Origin of the sequence: Sinomonas cyclohexanicum (genome assembly GCF_020886775.1) — a bacterium.
Taxonomy (GTDB): domain Bacteria; phylum Actinomycetota; class Actinomycetes; order Actinomycetales; family Micrococcaceae; genus Sinomonas; species Sinomonas cyclohexanicum.
Map to the genome: position 1 here is coordinate 3,030,083 of NZ_AP024525.1, position 17,237 is coordinate 3,047,319.

A 17,237-nucleotide genomic window follows, 5' to 3' on the forward strand; every position below is an offset into this window, starting at 1 on the left:
TCAACCGGCGTCCTAGCCATCAGAACCACGCCTCGAGCCGGTCCAGCGCGGTCCAGAAGCCCTCGCCCGAGTTGACGTGGCCCTGCCAGATCTCCGGGATGAAGCTCACGCCGGGGGCCAGCCGGTCCAGCTGGTCGACGAGCGCGGCCCAGTCGACCTCGCCCTCCCCCACCTGGACGCCCTCGCCGTCCACGCCCGTGGCGTCGACGAGGTGCAGGTGGATCGTGTACGGGGCGAGGAGCTCCACGGCCTCGGAGAACGGCATTCCGAGGTGGTTCGCGGCGAGCTTGCTGTGCGAGACGTCCAGACACAGCCTCGTCCCGGTCGCGGCGGCGAACTCGGCCGTGTCCTTCGGGTCCAGGAACAGGTTGTGGAACTGCTGCCCGCCCATGAGCCACGGGTACGGCGGCAGGGTCTGGGCGGCGATCCGCACGCCGGAGGTGTCGAGGCGCTCGAGCGCGTCCGCGATGCGCGCGTACATGGGCTCACGCTCGCTCGGCGCAACGTGGCGGTCCTTCGTGAAGCCGCCCATGGTCACCACCATGACGGGCTCGTCCTCGCGCTTGAACCACTTCGTCAGCGAGCGGGTGATGTCGATGGTGCGCTGCACCTCGGCGATCGAGCGCTCCCACACCTCCGGATCGGGCGAGGCGAGGTCCACGAGGAAGTCGCCGGCGAACAGGTCCGGCAGGTGGGTCGTGAAGCCCATGTCGAGCGGCTCAGTGAACACAGTGTCCGGGTCGATCTCGAGGTCCTTGTAGGAGAAGTGGAACTCGAGGAAGTCCGGCGTGCAGTCCGCGATGAGGGCGGCATGGTCGTGGTAGCGCACCGGGAGGCCCCACGGGCGGCGGAACGCGAAGTCGCGGCCGGTGGGCACCACGTCGGCGAGGTCGCCTTCGAAGAAGAAGTCGCCCTCGGCGAGGGTGCGGCGCAGGGTCCGGCCGAGCAGGCGCGGCAGCGCATTGGGCTGCAGGCCGCGGCCGGGGCTCTTGACGTCAACGTCCGCCTCGGTGATGAGGGTGCCGGCGGGGACGGGCCGCGCGGCGACGAGGGACTTGGCGAGGTTGACGCGGTTCATCATCTCGCCGGTGGAGACCTGGCGCGGAGCGGCCTCGCCGATGGACTCCTCGACCTCGCGGATGCGGGCCACCATCGCCGCGAACTCCTCGGGCAGGAGCGAGACCTTGTGGTCGTTGCCCTCCATCGCGGTGTCCACGGTGAAGTGCTTCTCGATGATCTTCGCCCCGCGCGCCACCGCCGCGACGGGCACGTGGTAGCCGCGCTCGTGGCCCGAGTAGCCCACGATGCACCCGCCGATCTCGGCGAGCCGGTCCATGTACGCGAGGTTCACGTCCTTGAACGGGGCCGGGTACGTGGACTGGCAGTGCAGCATCGCGAAGCTCGCGCCGAGGGAGCGCATGAGGGCCGCCGTCTCGCGGATCTCATCCTCGCGGGACATCCCGGTGGAGAGGATGAGCGGGAGCCCGCGGGCTCCGGCGTCGCGCAGGAGGCCGTGGTTGGTCAGATCCGCGGAGGCGATCTTCAGCGCGGGGATGCCGTAGTCCGCGAGTGCCGCGACGCTTGGCGTGTCCCACGGGGTGCACATGACGTCAACGCCGCGGTCCCTCGCGTGGTCGAAGACGGTGAAGAGCTTCTCGGCCGGCAGGGAGAACCGCGAGAGCAGGTCGAGGGTGTACTGGGCGCCGAGGTCCTCCCCCGCGCTCGAGCCGCCGGACTGGCGGTAGAGGGCGTCCATGTCCCGCAGCTGGAACTTCACGGCGTCCGCGCCGGCGTCCGCCGCGAGGTCCACGAGCCGCTTGGCGAGGTCCACTGACCCGTTGTGGTTGTTGCCGATCTCGGCGATGACGAACGCCGGGCTGCCCGGGCCGATCTCGTGCCGCCCGATGCGCAGCACGTCGGCACGGTCCACCGCGATCGCCATGAGGTGCCCGCGCGCGTCCACGAGCGGAACGTGCGTGACGCCGCGGGTGAGGTGGCCGCCGAGCTCGGCGGGCGGCGTCGTATGCGGGGCGGTGCGGACCGAACGGTTGGCGACCGCGATCGCAGACACGGTGAGGTCCGCGGTGGGATTGCTGACGATCCAGCGGCGGAAGTCGCCGTCGGAGAGGGAGCCCTGGAGGATGCCGTGCTCGTCGACGCAGAAGACGATCCGCTCCTGGTTCGCGGTGATCTTCTGCAGCGCCGTGAGGATGGGGTCCTCGGAGAAGACGACGTACGGCGTAATGTTCCGCTCGATGATCATTCGGCGCGTGTCTCCCCCTCCAGTTCCTCGCGGAACCGGCCTAGCTGCTGTTCGGCGACGGCGAGGTCCAGCTCGGTGTCGACGTCGACGCCTTCCCTCTCGTCCATGACGAACAGGCCGATGCGGCCGCCGAGGCGGTTGTCGAGCTGCTCGTAGATGCCGGTCCGCGTCACGTAGAGGGACCCGGTCTCGCGGTACCGGAAGTCCCGCTCGGCGAGCTCCTGACGGCGCGGCCTGCTCCCCACAGTGTACTGGGCGGCCGGCTGGCCCCCCGTCTCGAGTGGCATGGTCCACAGGAACGGGGTCTGCGGGACCACACCCACGAGGGAGTCGACGCCAGTCGCCTCGAACTGCTCCACGGCGCGGTCCAGCGTGCCGGGGAAGCGCAGCGGCGAGGTGGCCTGGAGGAGCATGACGGCGTCGGGTCGGCGTCCCTGGGAGGTGCGGAAGTCGATGGCGTGGCGGACCACGGGCTCGGTCGCGGTGGTGTCCTGGGCGAGCTCGGCGGGGCGCAGGAACGGCACGTCGGCGCCGGCCGCGCGGGCCACGTCCGCGATCTCGGAGTCGTCGGTGGAGACGAGCACGTCGAGGCCGGCCTTCGCGGCGAGGGCCTGCTCGATCGTCCACACGACGAGCGGCTTGCCGGCCACCCGGCGGATGTTCTTCCGCGGGATGCCCTTCGATCCGCCGCGGACGGGGATGACGCAGAGGGTGTTCACGGGCGGGCTCCTAGGGTTGTCAGGAGGTGGGAGGCGATGGCGGCGGCGGGCTCGGTGACGGGCCTGGCGGGCGACGGCGTGGGGTCGCCTCCCCAGGGACGCATCCCGTACCGCTCCCAGAACTCGGAGAGCCATGCGGGCGGGCGCGGGTAGTGGACCCAGGCCGGAAGGCCGCGCGCCGCGGCCTCGAGCACGCCGGTGGAGAATGCCGAGACGACCGGTCGACCGAGGTCGGCGAGTGGGAGGCCGGAGCGGTCGAACGCGATGCCCTGGCGCTCCCAGCGTTTGTGCTGCAGCCTCGAGAGGATATCGGTCTCGGCCGGGTGCGCCCGGTACTCGGACCCGGTGGCGCGGCAGAAGCCGCCCGCGGCGCGGGCCTTGCCGGCGCGGGGCAGCTCGGCGCCGTGCAGCTGGCCGAGGTACACCGGTGGTTGAGCGGAGTCGAAACCCGGTGGTTGAGCGGAGTCGAAACCCGATAGTTGAGCGGAGTCGAAACCCGCCGCCCACAGCAGCTGCGAGCCGACGGTCGTGTGCGTGACGTCCATGCGGCCCGATGCCGCGAACCCGGCGTCCGCATCGCTGAACGAGAACACGTGCGCGTCCCGCGGGAGCGGCGGAGCGTGCGGGGTCAGGAGGCCGTGCTGGACCACGAAGAACTCAGCGTCGAGCTTGCGAGCCCAGGCCTCCGCGAGCGATCCGACTGGAAGGTAGTGCCCCACGGCGAGCACTGCGGCGGTGCCCTCGAGTACGTCGGGGACCGTCCCGCCGTCGTGCGCTTCCGCACCGAGCTCCGTCCAGGCCCACTCCCCCGGCAGGACGCCGTCGAGCCGCCGCGGTGCGAGGACGGCCGCGTCGACGTCCGGGCCGAGCAGCTCGAGCGGGCGGATCAGCGAGGCGATCTGGGTGGGCGTCGTGGCGTCGAGCGCGACGAGAAGCCGCGGCGACGTGCCCCGGACGGCGAGCCATGGACGAGCCTGTGCGGCTGGCCGCAGAGCGCTGCGGACCAGCCGGAGTGGGTTCTGGCGCCGCTGCCATGACCGCCACGCTGAGAGGTCCGCCGGAAACATCAGTCCCACAGCGTGTCCAGCCGCTCGATCCTGTGGGCGAAGGTGTGCTCGGCAAGGGTGCGGCGCCGTCCGGCTTCGCGGATCCGCTCGCTCCACGCCCGGTCGCGCAGGGCTCGCCGGGACAGGTCCACGAGCTCCTCGGAGGAGCCGAAGACGAGGGCCTCGGTGCCGGGGTCGTAGAAGTCCTCGACGTCTGGCCGGTCGATGAGCTGGAGGCCACCCATGCCGGGCACCTCGAACGTGCGCATCGCGAGGCCGGCTTGAAGGCCGTGGACGTTGATCGCCGCAGCAGCCTCGGCCTGGACCGTGTAGGCGCGCTCGAGTGGGATATCCCGCTCGGACGGCAGGTCGGGCCGGTCCAGCTCCCACGTGCGGAGCAGGTCGAAGGGGTGCCGAGACCATTGGCGGCCGTAGGCACGCACGGGCAGGCCTGCGTCGCGCAGCTCCTCGAGGAGCGCCACGCGGTTGGGGTAGCGGGAGCCGACGAAGACGACCTCGCCGCTGCGCGATGACGGCGGGCTCGCAAGGTCAGGGTCGAAGCCGTTGGGGACCCAGCACGCGTTGACGCCCTGATCCACGAGGGTCTCGGTCTCGCTGCGTGCGTAGCTGACCACGGGGCCGACCTCACGGAGAAATTCATGGGTGTAGCGGTGGCGGTGCAGGTCGTCGTAGAGCCACAGGATGCGCGGAAGCTCACGGCGCTCGACCTCGTCCCAGAAGTCCTGACCGAGAGTGTCCCCCTTGATCACGACGATGCGGTCCGGCACGGCCTCGCGCACGGCTGCAAGCGTGCGCTCGGTGGCCCATTTCTCGGCCGCTCGGCGGCTGTCGATGCCGAGCCGCCCAGGCAATTCGAAGACCGCCTTGTTGCGGATCTTCTCCGGGATGGTCGTGAAGGCGTCGTAGCAGTGTGTGACGACCTCGTATCCACGGCCCTCGAGCGCGCGGGCGATCCCCCGGTGGTAGCCGTGGAACGACGGGGTGATCAGGAGCAGCCGGGTCACTGGCCGCGCTCCGCGCGCGGCCTAAGGTAGCCGAGCTCGCGGCGGAGGGTCTCAGCCGCGTCGATGTCCCTGCCGGCCGCCTGACGGATGGCGTTGACACCGAAGTTGGCCGCGGAGGCTGTTGCGAGGGCTGCCTTGAGGCCTCGTTCGCCGCCCCACTTGGCGGCGTACTTGAGTCTCGACTCCACAAGCCAGTGGCGGCGGCGCTCCGGGTCCGAGGACCCCCCGCCCTCGTGGACCGCCGTGATCGTCCCAGCAAAGACGCTGGGCACACCGATCTCTCGGAGCCGGCGCTGGAGATCGACTTCCTCGGCATTCATGAAGAAGCCTTCGTCGAACCCGCCGACGGCACGGACCTGTTCCACCGGCAGGAGCATGGCAGCGCCCATGACCCAGTCGACTGGGACGGTGGCGCCGTCGACGCAGCGGGTGTCATGGCCGACCGCTTCGTGGAGTGGCCGGAGATGTCGGAAGCGGGCGAGCGGGCTGAGCCACTCAGTGGCCTGGTGGCCAGCTGTAGGGAAGTGCCTGCCGACCCATTGGGGCTGGCCGTCGTGGCCGAGCACCTGCGGGCTCACGACCGCGGGCATCCACGGCTCGGCCGCTGTGAGGAGATCCTCAATGAATCTGGGGCCGATCTCGAGGTCGCTGTTGAGCACAAGCGCATAGTCGGTCTGGACCCGCGCGAGGCCCGAGTTGACCGCGGATCCGAACCCGCCGTTGCGCTCGCGGCGCACGACGGTGACACCGTCGGCTTCGGGGAACGGCTGCGGTGAGGCGTCGTCGGACACCATGATGCCCGCGAGGCTCGATCCGGTCTGCCTCCGGAGGCTCTCCACGAGCGCGAGTGTCGGGGCTGGGTCGCCGTAGTGCGGGATGACTGCCGTCACCGAGCTCATGCGGTCGCCTCCATCAGCCGCGGGCGCGGCGGATTGCCCAGCTTTCGGTAGCGGAGGTGGCCTACGAGGACGCCGACGGTCCATCCGAGGGCGCGCGCCTGGCCTAGGCGCGCTTTCGGGTCCAGAAGTCGATGGGCGCGCAGCGTCTGCGCGACTGCGTTGCGAATGCTCCCCTTGAAGGACACGGGGGCGAGGCTATCGGTCGACGCGTGGCGGACCCACAGCTGGAGCGAGGACTCGCCGTAGTTGAACGACTGCCGAAGGACGCCGCGGGTGTCGGCGCGCTGGCGGTAGTCGACGACGGCATCCGGCGCCCAGCCGAGGGTGTAGCCCGCATGCTGGAGCCGCCACGCGAAGTCGACCTCTTCGTGACCGTGCGGGAAGGACTCATCGGTGCCTCCCACCGCGAGGTAGGCCGTACGACGCGCGCCGAATGACGCCCCCACCGCGTACGGGAGGTAGGCGAAGACGGAACGCAGCCCGTGAGAGAGTGCCTCCATACCCGTGATGGTCTCGGGTGCGTTGATGCGGTCCAAGCGCACGGGTCCCCCGACGGCGTCGAACTCGGCGAGTCCCTCCGCCATGGCGCACACCCAACGGGGGCCCACGTGGTCGTCGGCATCGCAGAACGCCACCGCCGACGCCTGCGCCGCGATAACGCCCGCGTTCCGAGCGAACGCCACGCCCGGGCGCGCGCCGGCGTCGACTACACGGACGGGCATATGCTCGTTTGCCCAAGCCTCAGCGAGCGCCGCGGTCGAGTCGGTCGAGCCATTGTCCGCGACTACTACCTCGAACTTGGGGGCGTCCTCCTGTGCAGCGAGGCAGCGCAGCTGCTCCCCCAGCGTCTCGGCTCCGTTGCGGACAGGGATGACGACGGTCAGCTCATAGGCGGGCTCAGCCATAGATCTCCCTCATGCTCTGCTCGAACTGCTCCTGGCCGAAGCGCCCGACCGCCTCCGCGCGTGCTGCGGCGGCCCGGAGCTCCGCGGGGTCAGGGTTGGTGAGGACCTCGACGACGGCTGCTGCGAACTCAGTGGCGTCGCTGTGTACCCCTGCGAACCACGCTTCGGTACCTATACCCTCGGCACCCACCGGAGTCGTGACGACCGGTACCCCCCGCACGAGAGCGTCCACGACCTTGAACTTCACCCCGGCGCCGAGACGTAGGGGCACGACGACGGCCGCGGCCTCATCGTAGAGAGGCTCGAGATCATCGACGAACCCGAGCAGCTCGATCCCGGCCTTCGCGGCTGCCTCGGCGACGTGTGGACGGATGCCGAGCCCCGCCACGCGGAAGCGAACACCCGGAACCTCGGCGCGGATGAGCGGGAACACCTCTTTGAGGAACCAGAAAAGGCCCTCCTCGTTCTCCCAGCGCGCCAGCATGCTCACGAGGAGCAATTCCGGACCCCGCGCGCGCTCCATCCGGTGGGCCATATCCCCTGCGAGGGGAGGAGTCACGACGGCGATCCGTGCCCGGCCCACCGGAAGGAGCGCCGCGTCCTTGTTACTGAGGACTGTCACCACATCGACTGCGTTGACGAGAGCGCGTTCGCTTGCCACAGCAGTGCGCCTCGCGTGCTTCCACCGGAGCCTCCGCGCTGGCCCCGGCGCCGCGTCATGCATCCGATCGAAACGCTGGGAGAGCACGTCATGGACGGTGCAGACAATACGGGCCCGCGGGTTGAGGCGCCTAATTGCGGCTGCAAGCTGCGCTTGTTCCGCCCACTGCAGGTCCACGACGTCGGCCGCCCTCAGCGCATCCCGCACCGATTCATCGGAAGAGAGCATTTCGAACCAGACAGGAGCCGGCCGGTCCGGACGAACATAGCTGGCCAGGTTACGCAGATTGCGCACTAATCGACTACGAGTCCGTGGCGCCACGACCAAATGTCGGGGCGTGCCACCACTCGCGAGCGAGCGCCTCACGGACATACCATCCGGAACCACCACAAGCAGGTCTCCGCACCCCCGAAGCGCTTTGGCTACTTCGTGGACGTAGCGGGTTCCGGCGTTGTCAGCATTTAGGCAGGGAAGGACCGGGGAGAGCATCACAATTCGACGTATCGTCACAGCTTCCCCAGCGCCACGAGGTCTGCAAACTCAAGGCTGCTCGCCTCAACCTCCGAAAAGCTGCCCTCTACTTCGATCTGGCCGGCGGACAGGAAGACCACTTTGTCAGCGTTACGCACTGTTGACAGGCGGTGGGCGACAACAAGGACCGTCATCCTCCCAGCGAGGGCTTCCAGTGTTTCCGTGATTCGGTGCTCTGTCGCGTTGTCAAGCGCGGAGGTCGCCTCGTCCAGTACCAGAATCCGCGGCCTTCGGTAGAGAGCCCGCGCAATGCCAACGCGCTGGCGCTGGCCACCTGAGACTCGGATCCCACGCTCGCCCAGTCTCGTGTCCAATCCGTCGGGCAGCTCAGAGATCACGTCCTCCAGCTGCGCCAGCTTGATCGCTTCGAACATAAGATCATGGTCCACCTCGTTACCGGCGTGACCAAAGGCTATATTCGCCTCGAGGGTGTCATCGAGCAGAAAGACGTCTTGAGGCACCACACCGATTCCTGAATACCACGACGCGAGATCTTCGCGGATGTCATGGCCACCGCAGGTGACCACTCCGGCCGAGGGCTCGAGGAGGCCCAAAACGAGATCAAGCAGCGTGCTCTTCCCTGCGCCACTTGAGCCGACAAACGCCGTCGTTCGCCCCTCTGCAAGGGTCGTTGATATACCCCTTAGAACCGGTTCCGAAGAATCACTAAATGAGAAGGAAAGGTTGTCGAGAGTGACATCACCACTAAAAATCTTAGATGGCTGTGCAACGATGAACGTCCCTTCAGACTTCAGTAGGCGTATCTCGGCAGCCAAGATATGCAGCCCGACCCCTCCCGACCGAATGGAACCGGACGTTGCAGTCAAACGGTTAATAGTCGGAATAACCCGAGTAGATCCTGCCGCAAACACACCGAGCACCGAAATGGCGGTAGAAGCGGGTCCGATCGCAAAAAGAACCGCAGCCACCCCTCCTATTCCCAGCACAAAGACGATTTCGAGAACGTATTTCGGCAACTCTGAGATCAGAGAAAGCGTACGCTGTGCGTGCGCTCGGACGGTCTTCGCCTCACCAAACCGCTCGACGAAGAGTTCGCCGGCCTGCGCAAGGCGGACCTCTCGGAACCCGTTCACGCCAGGGAGCAAAGCATTCCAGGATTGCATGTCGGCCTCGGCGATCCGGCTACCGAGAGCGTGGTATCGATGGCGGAAAACCCGTTGAATTCCCCATCCGCAGCCCACAAACAAGGCTGCGGCGAGGGCCGTCGCGAGTGGCGAAACAATGAACAATACGGCGACAAGCGCGACCAAAGTCAATGCATCCGTAATCCAGTTCAAAATACCTTGCGCCACTTGACCAAACGCTTGGGGCACCGCTGACGCAATGTTTCGGTGCACCTCCGCCAGCTTTCGCGATCGATGCGCCCAATAGGGTGCATTGATGTACATAGACATCAGCTCTTTGCTCGCCTCGGCTTCCAGCCCCGTTGCAATGCCCAGCTGCCACCACCGAAAGACAATAGTCAGACCTGACTTGAGGGCAAATGCGATCATCACCATAAGTGCTACAAACAGCACGATCGATTGGAGGTCCTGAGTTCCCAGAATCTGGGCCACAAGTCCAAGAGGCCCGGACGTAGTCGGGGCCCCCGTCACCGCCTGCATGAGGGGGACCATTGCGGCTACGCCCGCCGTGTCAAGGCCGGCAATAAGAAGCGAGCCAAGCACAGACGGCACCGCCCACGAAAGAAAGGGTCGTTGGACAAGTCCCAGCGCCGTCCTCAGATCTTCGATCAACATGTCCCCCAGTATCAAGCTGCCCCAGAGAGCAGCCAGCGGCAACGAGCCAGCTGATTCTATCAGCCCCTAGGAAGCAGCCCCCGACACATCGCAACAACGTTGTCTGCCCAGACATCCCAGTTCAGACTTGACCGAGACCGTTGGACGGCGGCCCGCGAGAACGACGACCAAAGCTCCGGCTCGCTGATGGCTGCGAGGGCAGCAGCAGCTGCACCGATCCCAACTAGCCCCCCCTCTACCAAATACCCAGTGCGCCCATCGGCGACGATCGACGCCGTACCGCCCGTCGATGTTGCTATCACGGGGAGCCCGTGAGCGTGAGCGTCGGTGAGTGTGACTCCACCGGCGTTTGCCCGCGCCATCTCAAGTAAGACGTGATGTGCGGCGTAGAGCTCGGACATCCGAGCTCTGTCCACGCCGCCGACGGCATGCGCCCATTCCGGAAGGTCCGATGGACTGTCGCCTACGATCGTGAGTTCGAGCGAAAGGCCGCCTGCCCGAGCGAGAGCCGCCGCCTTGAGGGCCGCCGCACCCCCCTTGCGGATCCAATCGCTTGCGACGACGAGGACTTTCAGGACCCCCCCGTCGTAATGACATACTCTCCCTTCAGACTCGATACCGGGCCCAAAGGGCAAGACCTTGATGGTATCGACTGCGACACCGTAGTGGCCCACCAGTGACTCTTGTGCCCAACTTGTAGCAACTGAGAAGGCTGAAGTACGTATGCGTGCCCGACTGTCCACAACCTCAGCTTGCCAACGGGATATAGGGTGTACTCCCGTGAAAATTGGATAAAAGTCAGCTATGGCCGCAGGTGTAGCGTCTGTAACCTGGAGAACAGGCACACCTGGCGGGAGGAAGGCGATGTCTTGAGAACCTGCGATTGCAACGATCGCATCGACAGGAGTCTTACCAATCTCCTTCAGGACGTAATTCGACCGCAGCCGTGAAGTTGCGATTGCTTGGCCGACACGATATGTCTGGTTGGTTGTCGTGCCAATGACGCGGGCGAGGCCACGGTCGACCACTGCGGGGACAACAGCGTTTGTTTCCACGACATGGACTTCCACTCGTGCACCGAGCGAATGGACAATATGTGGCACAACTCCAGACCAAGCACTCGGGTCCGCCACAGACCAAGGCGAGACGACACCTATCCGCACGGCGTATCAGCGCTTCTGGATGACAGAGTGGACGACAGACAAGCGGCAGGCACGGTCCGATACTATCGGATCGTGCCGCCCCATCACGAGGGAGGCCGGAACAACCTGTAGGGGGGCCATGCGCCTTGTATACGTCCAACCTGGACTTAGCACAGCAGAGTCGGGAGAGGTGCCACTGGACGACAAGACGGTAGCGGGACTCGAAGAGTACGCGAGGAGCTGGCCTGGGCGCATCCTTGTGGTCGCAACAGTCCTGCCCGGCCCGCAACTGCCTCGGGAAGAACACCGAGAGTACTTCGATGTTATTGCGACGCGGAACGCCGCCGTCACCATCCGTAATCTGAAGCCCGCTGCTGTCCTCGCGCTCCATCGCGGCGACTCCTCCGCGATCCTCAACACTGGCGTTCCGGTGGTCCTGACAAGCGAATACCCGATGTCCGTGCGGCTCGCCCAACAGCTCATTAGAGCACAGACGTCCGCAGACCGGGTGCGCATCATGGCAGGATCGGCGCGCCAAGAGCTGCATTTTAGGACCTCAGCGCGCAATGCGGCGGGTCTTCAATGCAACGGCTTCCCGTCTTGGAAGGCGTACGCCAGCTTGAACCGCAGCCCGATATTCTTCCATGACCACCGCATTCGCACCAAAGACATTCCGGCTGCATTAGCCACCGAACCTTGGGACGGTTCCCGGCCTCTGCGCATTGCCTTCTCGGGACGGCTTACAGCCATTAAAGGACCCCAATTCGCGCTTCAGATGGCCCGTGAACTCGATCGCAAAAAGGCACCGGTCGAGCTCTACTTTACTGGAGACGGCGATCTGCGCCAAGAATTGGAAAAATCCGCGCCAGAGAACACCCATTTTATAGGAATGCTCGACTTCGAGCGCGAGTGGAAGCCATTCTTCCGAAACCACGTCGATATCGCCATCCTCCCCCACCCTCAGGGCGACCCGTCATGCACCTACTTTGAGGCGCTTGGCTGCGGCGCACCCATTCTTGGGTTCGCGAATTCGACACTCACGCCATTAATCGAAAGAAGCGACGCCGGATGGACGACACGGTCAAATGGACAAGCCCTCGCAAACAAGGTGTTCAGTCTGCTAGAAAACCCGGAACAAATTGCGGCGGCCCGATCCTCTGGGATTAACTACATAGCTGGACAAACCTTCGAGAATGTGGCCCATCAACGTATGAGGCACGTTCTCGAGTGCATCGCTACCTGATTAGGAGTGCTCTGAGCCGCGCTTTAACGACCCTGGCAATCGATAGAAGATTGGGGTTTCTGTCACGAAGCCTCTCGAGCCACGCATAGCGATACCGCAGGTCGTTGATCTCGTCCTGCTGGCGGAAGATGTAATCGAAGAGGTCCTCAGCGTGTTGGCCGTAGAGCTCGAGATTGTTCCTCATCATGCGAGCACTATTGTCAATCAGTACCTTCCTATCGGCTCCTACAACGTCGTTGACGCTTGTCTTGTGCCCACGCCGGTAGAAGAAGTGGACACCGTCGAGCCTGAACGGGACGAGCCCGCGCGCAAGGATTTTCAAGACGAAATCATGGTCCTCCCGCCCACGCATCACCTCGTCATAGCCGCCAACAGCAGCCCAGTCGCTCTTGCGAAACAAGCTTGTGGCGAAGATCAGGTTATGTATCAAGATGTGCCGCCACGAAAAATCCGGAAGGCCCCAAGGGGAGTTGATACTTCCGAAAAACTCTGCCCGACAGTAGACCATGCCGACCTCCTTCCGTTCGTCAAGGACCGCCACACCCTTTGCCACATACGGCGGAGCAATGATGTCGTCGGCCCCGAGCGGCAGAATGTATGGTCCCGAGGCCGCTTTGATCGCCGTGTTGAGCGCTCCGGCTGGTCCCATGTTGGCTTGGTGGATGACGGAGACGCGGTTCCAACCGCTGACTTCAGCGAGCACACCTCGAGTGGGAGCATCAGTTGACCCGTCGTCGACCACAACGACATCGAGGTCGGTGTGGGTCTGAGCGAGCGCGCTGCGCAGCGTCTCTGCCAGGGTTGCTCCATCGTTGAAGCAAGGAACAACGACGGTGACGTGGCTCATGGAGTCTCCCCAAGTGATGCGAGTGCGCGACCGTGCGTGGCGGCGCCTACGTAATCGTAGAGCCTCGCTGGTGACGTCCGGTAAGATTTCGGAGGAGTGCGAGTAGTTGACGCGGTATTCATGCCTGCGCCGACCTTTAGCAGCATGAATGCCGCACAGTAGGTCCGTTAGTTCAGCAGGGGGCAAGATGGGGAGCCGGAGCACCACCGCGCCAGACGTTCCCCGCTGGATGCGGTGGACACACCGCAGGCTGTCCTGGTCCCACCGCTCAGTTCTGACCGCGGTCGATTTGGTTTGCGTGGTGTGGGCCGTCCTCGGCGCCCAGATCCTCCGGTTTGGAGCGAGCGACCCTTCGCTCGACGTCATGGTCCGTCAGGCTCCCTACACGGTGGTGGGCGCGGCTCTGGCAGTCGCATGGATCGTGATGCTCGAGCTCTGGGGCGCCCGGGACCCCAGGATTCTGGGCTACGGAACCACAGAATACAAGCTTGTAACCACAGCCTCACTATGGCTGTTCGGTGGGATAGCGGTCGTCTCGTACGTATTCCAACTGGAGACCGCGCGCGGATACGTTGCCATTGCCCTGCCTCTCGGTATCGCGTCCCTCCTATTTGGACGGTGGACGCTGCGCAGCGGGCTCGTGCGTAACCGCACGGCGGGCCGCCAGCTCTCCAGAGTCCTGCTGGTCGGCTCACTCGACACGGTGGAACACCTCAACCGCCAGCTGAGCAGGCACCCCGAGGCCGGCTACCGGCCGATTGCGGCCTTCGTGCCAGGCTATGAGGGCACAGACCTGGGCAACGGACTCGGTCGGCTTCCAGTGGTTGGAGGCGCCCCGTTTCTCGACGCCATCCTTCGAGCAATCGTCGAGACGAAGGCGGACACGGTCGCGATCTCCGGCGGTGCAGCTATCGATACCGAGACGCTCCGCCAGCTCGGCTGGCAGCTCGCTTCCCGGGACATTGCCATGATCATGGCGCCCGCACTCACGGACGTTGCCGGGCCCCGGATTCACACCCAGCCGGTGGCGGGCCTCCCCCTAATCCACGTCACGACCCCTAAGCTCGAAGGTGCCCAAGGCGTTGCGAAGCGGGGATTCGACCTCGCCGTCGCGGGTATCCTCCTTGCCCTCCTCGCCGTCCCCATGTTCATCGTCGCGTTGATGGTGAGAATGGACAGCCCAGGTGCGGCACTGTTCCGCCAGACGAGGGTCGGGAAGGCCGGCGAGGGGTTCAGGATGCTCAAGTTCCGCTCAATGACCGCCGATGCTGAGTCCCGCCTCGACGAGCTCCACAGCGCAAGCGACGGCAATGGTGTGCTCTTCAAGCTGAAGAACGATCCTCGAGTCACGACATTCGGACGATTCATCCGCCGGTATTCGATCGACGAGCTTCCCCAACTACTCAATGTACTTAAAGGTGACATGAGCTTGGTCGGCCCGCGCCCGCCGCTTCCCGCAGAGGTTGCAGGCTACGACGACTTCGCCCACCGACGCCTCCTTGTCAAGCCCGGAATCACCGGCCTCTGGCAGGTCAGCGGCCGCTCCGACCTCTCGTGGGAGGATTCCATGCGGCTCGACCTCTACTACGTTGAGAACTGGTCAATGATCCAAGACCTCATGATTCTCATGAAGACGATACGGGCCGTCATAACATCGAACGGGGCCTATTGAAATGCGCATCCTCATCACAGGCGGCGCCGGGTATCTCGGCACACACACCTGCCTTTCGCTCATCGCCGCTGGCCACCACGTCCACGTCTTCGACAGCCTGGTGAACGCCTCGCGTGAAGCCGTGAGACGGACCTCGGAAATCGCCGGATACAATATCCCGGTCACTGAAGGCGACCTCCTCGACCGCTCCGCGCTTGCCGCCGCCATCGCAGAATGCCGGCCAGAGGCCGTCGTCCATTTCGCCGGCCTCAAGTCCGTCAGCGAATCTAACTCCCAGCCGCTGCGCTATGTGACGAACAATGTCACCGGAACCGTGCAGCTCCTCGAGGTGATGGATACCTTCGGAGTTCGGACCCTCCTCTTCTCCTCTTCCGCGACGGTATACGGAGTCACGGACACGGTTCCCACCCGAGAAGACCATACTCTTTCGGTCACCAACCCTTACGGCCGCACGAAGCTCGCGGTCGAGGAAATCCTGAGGGACCTCAGCGCTTCGGCTCCCGGCTGGAGAATCGGGATCCTGCGCTACTTCAACCCGGTGGGCGCCCACCCGACCGGCAGGATCGGCGAGGACCCACGAGGCGTCCCGAACAACCTTGTGCCCTTTGTGGGACAGGTCGCGGTTGGCCGTCGGGACACTCTTCACGTATTCGGAGGGGATTATCCCACTCCCGACGGGACCGGAGTCCGAGACTACCTACATGTCATGGACCTGGCCGACGGTCATGTCGCGGCGTTGGCGTGGGTCGCGGCCAAGCCGGGAGTGGGTGTCTGGAATCTGGGCACTGGAAGGGGCTACTCAGTGCTCGAGGTCATCCGGGCGTACGAGGAAGTCTCCGGACGGCCTGTTCCCTACACCATCATGGACCGGCGGCCCGGCGACGTTGCGGTGAGCTACGCGGACGCCACCAAGGCCGCTAAAGAGCTCGGTTGGAAGGCCTCTCGGACTCTCCACGACATGATCGAGGACCACTGGCACTGGCAGAGTGCGAATCCAACCGGGTACGGGAAATGAGTATGCAGACAATTGCCCAAGAGCCACGCATTCTTGGGCTGTTCGACCACGCGGGCATCCTCGACCGCAGCGCACGCCGCCACGGTGCCAACCAGGTGTCGGGCCCCTACCGAGTCGACCTGCTCGACGAACTCGGGTATGAGCTCCGCACCGTGCTTCCTGCGCGAGGCCGTCTTCATCGCAAGTTACGGGACGTCGTCGAGCACCGCTTGGGCCTCGAAATGGACATGGCTCTCCGTGCAATGCGCGAGGTGGCACGCGCAGATGCGGTGTTGGCGATGTTCGAGAGGCGGGCCGAATTCGTTGCCCGGCTTCGCCGTCGAGGCATCCCGCCTTTCGCAGGCCGACCTTTCTGGGCCATCTCGTGCTGGTGGGCCGACGAGATGCTGAGCATGGATCATGCCAGGCGCGCCCGCATCGCCCGAGACATCGAGGGCCTTGACGGGCTCGTGGTGTTCAGCGAGAACCAGAGAGCGATCTTTGCGGACGCCGGCGTGCCCGAGGCCAAGATCCACAGCGTCGACTTCGGCGTCGACCCCAAGTTCTACTCGCCCGGACCAGCATCAGCGCGACGATTCCAAGTGTTTTCTGCTGGCGTAGACCGGGGCCGCGACTTCGACTCGCTTGTCGGGGCGGCACGTCTCCTTCCTGACGTCCAGTTCGATATCTTTACCCAACCCGGCCGTATCCCGGGCTCAGTACCGACAAACATCACGCTCCATGCGCCAGTGGGCATCGTGGAGCACCGGGACAATCTGCGCGCTGCGGACTTGGTCGTGGTACCCACGCACGATCTCGCTTACCCCACGGGACAGTCGGTGCTCCTCGAGGCATCGGGTTGCGGAAAGTGCGTTGCAGTGACGTCGACGAACGCAATGGAACAGTACTTCACAGACGGGGTCACCGCACTCGCCATGCCACTTCACGACCCCCAGGGGATCGCCGAGGTGGTTGCGAATGCCATTAGTTCCCCCGGCCTACGGGCGGAAATTGGCACCAACGCGAGGTCCGCAGTAGAGCAGCACTACAACTTCTCAAGAATGTGGACAGAGATCGGAGCGCTGATCACGACCCATACGAATCATTTCAATTGAAATCATTGTATAGATGACCAATCTTCTCTCGTCACCATCCGCAGGGGCTGGAGACGGACAGCAGGTGGTTCCGTCCAGATAGGCTGCCACCTAGACGCCGAAGCCTTGCTGGCGGTGCTTGCCGAACCACTCCGTGATTCCCGGATCCGTCCGGGCGCAAGGGCGCCGAGTTCGCGGGGGTGAGGCAGGCATGTTCTGTCGGGCTAGGACGAGCACGCGACCTGCCGGACCAGGCTCAGGCCCTCCCGGTGCCCACGAACCCACGCCGAGCCTGTGATTCCGTGGATCCGACACACAAGCTCGACGATCTCCTCACGGGTGAATTCTGTTGCAGAGTGATAACTTATCGAGCCTCTTCCGTGGCGCATTTGGAGGGTGGTAACTCAAAATTGCACCAAGAGAAGGGTCGATTCCT

At 64.9% G+C, this 17,237-nt stretch carries 14 protein-coding genes; 4 read left to right on the plus strand and 10 right to left on the minus strand.

Going from position 1 to position 17,237, the window contains the following annotated elements:
* Window positions 1-19: 19 nt before the first annotated feature.
* From SCMU_RS14380 to SCMU_RS14420, 9 genes are all read right to left on the minus strand, one after another.
* Window positions 20-2,263, minus strand: coding sequence for an N-acetylneuraminate synthase family protein (locus SCMU_RS14380; protein WP_229229808.1), 2,244 nt, complete (start codon window positions 2,261-2,263; stop codon window positions 20-22).
* Window positions 2,260-2,982, minus strand: a complete 723-nt coding sequence (locus SCMU_RS14385; RefSeq protein WP_229229809.1) for an acylneuraminate cytidylyltransferase family protein — start codon at window positions 2,980-2,982, stop codon at window positions 2,260-2,262. The genes SCMU_RS14380 and SCMU_RS14385 overlap by 4 nt, the downstream gene beginning before the upstream one ends.
* A complete protein-coding gene (locus tag SCMU_RS14390; protein ID WP_443020330.1) occupies window positions 2,979-4,049 on the minus strand; it encodes an RNA-binding protein in 1,071 nt (356 codons plus the stop codon). The genes SCMU_RS14385 and SCMU_RS14390 overlap by 4 nt, the downstream gene beginning before the upstream one ends.
* Window positions 4,049-5,053, minus strand: a complete 1,005-nt coding sequence (locus tag SCMU_RS14395; RefSeq protein ID WP_229229811.1) for a CgeB family protein — start codon at window positions 5,051-5,053, stop codon at window positions 4,049-4,051. Before SCMU_RS14395 ends, SCMU_RS14390 begins: the two co-directional genes overlap by 1 nt.
* Window positions 5,050-5,952: a glycosyltransferase family 2 protein gene (locus SCMU_RS14400; RefSeq protein WP_229229812.1), complete on the minus strand. Its 903-nt coding sequence runs from the start codon at window positions 5,950-5,952 to the stop codon at window positions 5,050-5,052. Before SCMU_RS14400 ends, SCMU_RS14395 begins: the two co-directional genes overlap by 4 nt.
* Entirely contained in the window at window positions 5,949-6,857 is a 909-nt protein-coding gene (locus SCMU_RS14405; protein WP_229229813.1) for a glycosyltransferase family 2 protein, read from the minus strand. Before SCMU_RS14405 ends, SCMU_RS14400 begins: the two co-directional genes overlap by 4 nt.
* Window positions 6,850-7,518, minus strand: coding sequence for a glycosyltransferase family 4 protein (locus tag SCMU_RS20895; protein WP_338027563.1), 669 nt, complete (start codon window positions 7,516-7,518; stop codon window positions 6,850-6,852). Before SCMU_RS20895 ends, SCMU_RS14405 begins: the two co-directional genes overlap by 8 nt.
* Window positions 7,519-8,024: 506 nt before the next feature.
* Complete coding sequence (locus SCMU_RS14415) at window positions 8,025-9,809, minus strand: ABC transporter ATP-binding protein (RefSeq protein ID WP_229229815.1); 1,785 nt, start codon at window positions 9,807-9,809, stop codon at window positions 8,025-8,027.
* Between the two features lie 59 nt (window positions 9,810-9,868).
* Window positions 9,869-10,879, minus strand: coding sequence for a glycosyltransferase (locus SCMU_RS14420; RefSeq protein WP_229229816.1), 1,011 nt, complete (start codon window positions 10,877-10,879; stop codon window positions 9,869-9,871).
* 262 nt (window positions 10,880-11,141) lie between these two features.
* Here SCMU_RS14420 and SCMU_RS14425 point away from each other — a divergent pair, with 262 nt between their 5' ends.
* Window positions 11,142-12,194, plus strand: a complete 1,053-nt coding sequence (locus SCMU_RS14425; RefSeq protein WP_229229817.1) for a glycosyltransferase — start codon at window positions 11,142-11,144, stop codon at window positions 12,192-12,194.
* On the opposite strand, the gene SCMU_RS14430 is transcribed toward SCMU_RS14425, so the two are convergent.
* Window positions 12,187-13,041, minus strand: coding sequence for a glycosyltransferase (locus tag SCMU_RS14430; RefSeq protein WP_229229818.1), 855 nt, complete (start codon window positions 13,039-13,041; stop codon window positions 12,187-12,189). The two genes, SCMU_RS14425 and SCMU_RS14430, sit on opposite strands and share 8 nt — an antisense overlap.
* A gap of 229 nt (window positions 13,042-13,270) precedes the next feature.
* Here SCMU_RS14430 and SCMU_RS14435 point away from each other — a divergent pair, with 229 nt between their 5' ends.
* The 3 genes from SCMU_RS14435 to SCMU_RS14445 are packed head-to-tail and all read left to right on the plus strand — an operon-like array spanning window position 13,271 to window position 16,822.
* A complete protein-coding gene (locus tag SCMU_RS14435) occupies window positions 13,271-14,713 on the plus strand; it encodes a sugar transferase (protein WP_443020153.1) in 1,443 nt (480 codons plus the stop codon).
* Between the two features lies 1 nt (window position 14,714).
* Entirely contained in the window at window positions 14,715-15,728 is a 1,014-nt protein-coding gene (galE, locus tag SCMU_RS14440; protein ID WP_229229820.1) for a UDP-glucose 4-epimerase GalE, read from the plus strand.
* Between the two features lie 2 nt (window positions 15,729-15,730).
* Entirely contained in the window at window positions 15,731-16,822 is a 1,092-nt protein-coding gene (locus tag SCMU_RS14445; protein WP_229229821.1) for a glycosyltransferase family 4 protein, read from the plus strand.
* The last annotated feature ends 415 nt before the right edge of the window (window positions 16,823-17,237 follow it).

Excerpts from the sequence above, each read along its gene's own strand:
- SCMU_RS14380 (WP_229229808.1), bottom strand. The coding sequence starts at position 2,263 with ATGATCATCGAGCGGAACATTACGCCGTACGTCGTCTTCTCCGAGGAC.
- SCMU_RS14390 (WP_443020330.1), bottom strand. The coding sequence starts at position 4,049 with ATGTTTCCGGCGGACCTCTCAGCGTGGCGGTCATGGCAGCGGCGCCAG.
- SCMU_RS14400 (WP_229229812.1), bottom strand. The coding sequence starts at position 5,952 with ATGAGCTCGGTGACGGCAGTCATCCCGCACTACGGCGACCCAGCCCCG.
- SCMU_RS14405 (WP_229229813.1), bottom strand. The coding sequence starts at position 6,857 with ATGGCTGAGCCCGCCTATGAGCTGACCGTCGTCATCCCTGTCCGCAAC.
- SCMU_RS14415 (WP_229229815.1), bottom strand. The coding sequence starts at position 9,809 with ATGTTGATCGAAGATCTGAGGACGGCGCTGGGACTTGTCCAACGACCC.
- SCMU_RS14430 (WP_229229818.1), bottom strand. The coding sequence starts at position 13,041 with ATGAGCCACGTCACCGTCGTTGTTCCTTGCTTCAACGATGGAGCAACC.
- SCMU_RS14435 (WP_443020153.1), top strand. The coding sequence starts at position 13,271 with ATGCGGTGGACACACCGCAGGCTGTCCTGGTCCCACCGCTCAGTTCTG.
- galE (WP_229229820.1), top strand. The coding sequence starts at position 14,715 with ATGCGCATCCTCATCACAGGCGGCGCCGGGTATCTCGGCACACACACC.
- SCMU_RS14445 (WP_229229821.1), top strand. The coding sequence starts at position 15,731 with ATGCAGACAATTGCCCAAGAGCCACGCATTCTTGGGCTGTTCGACCAC.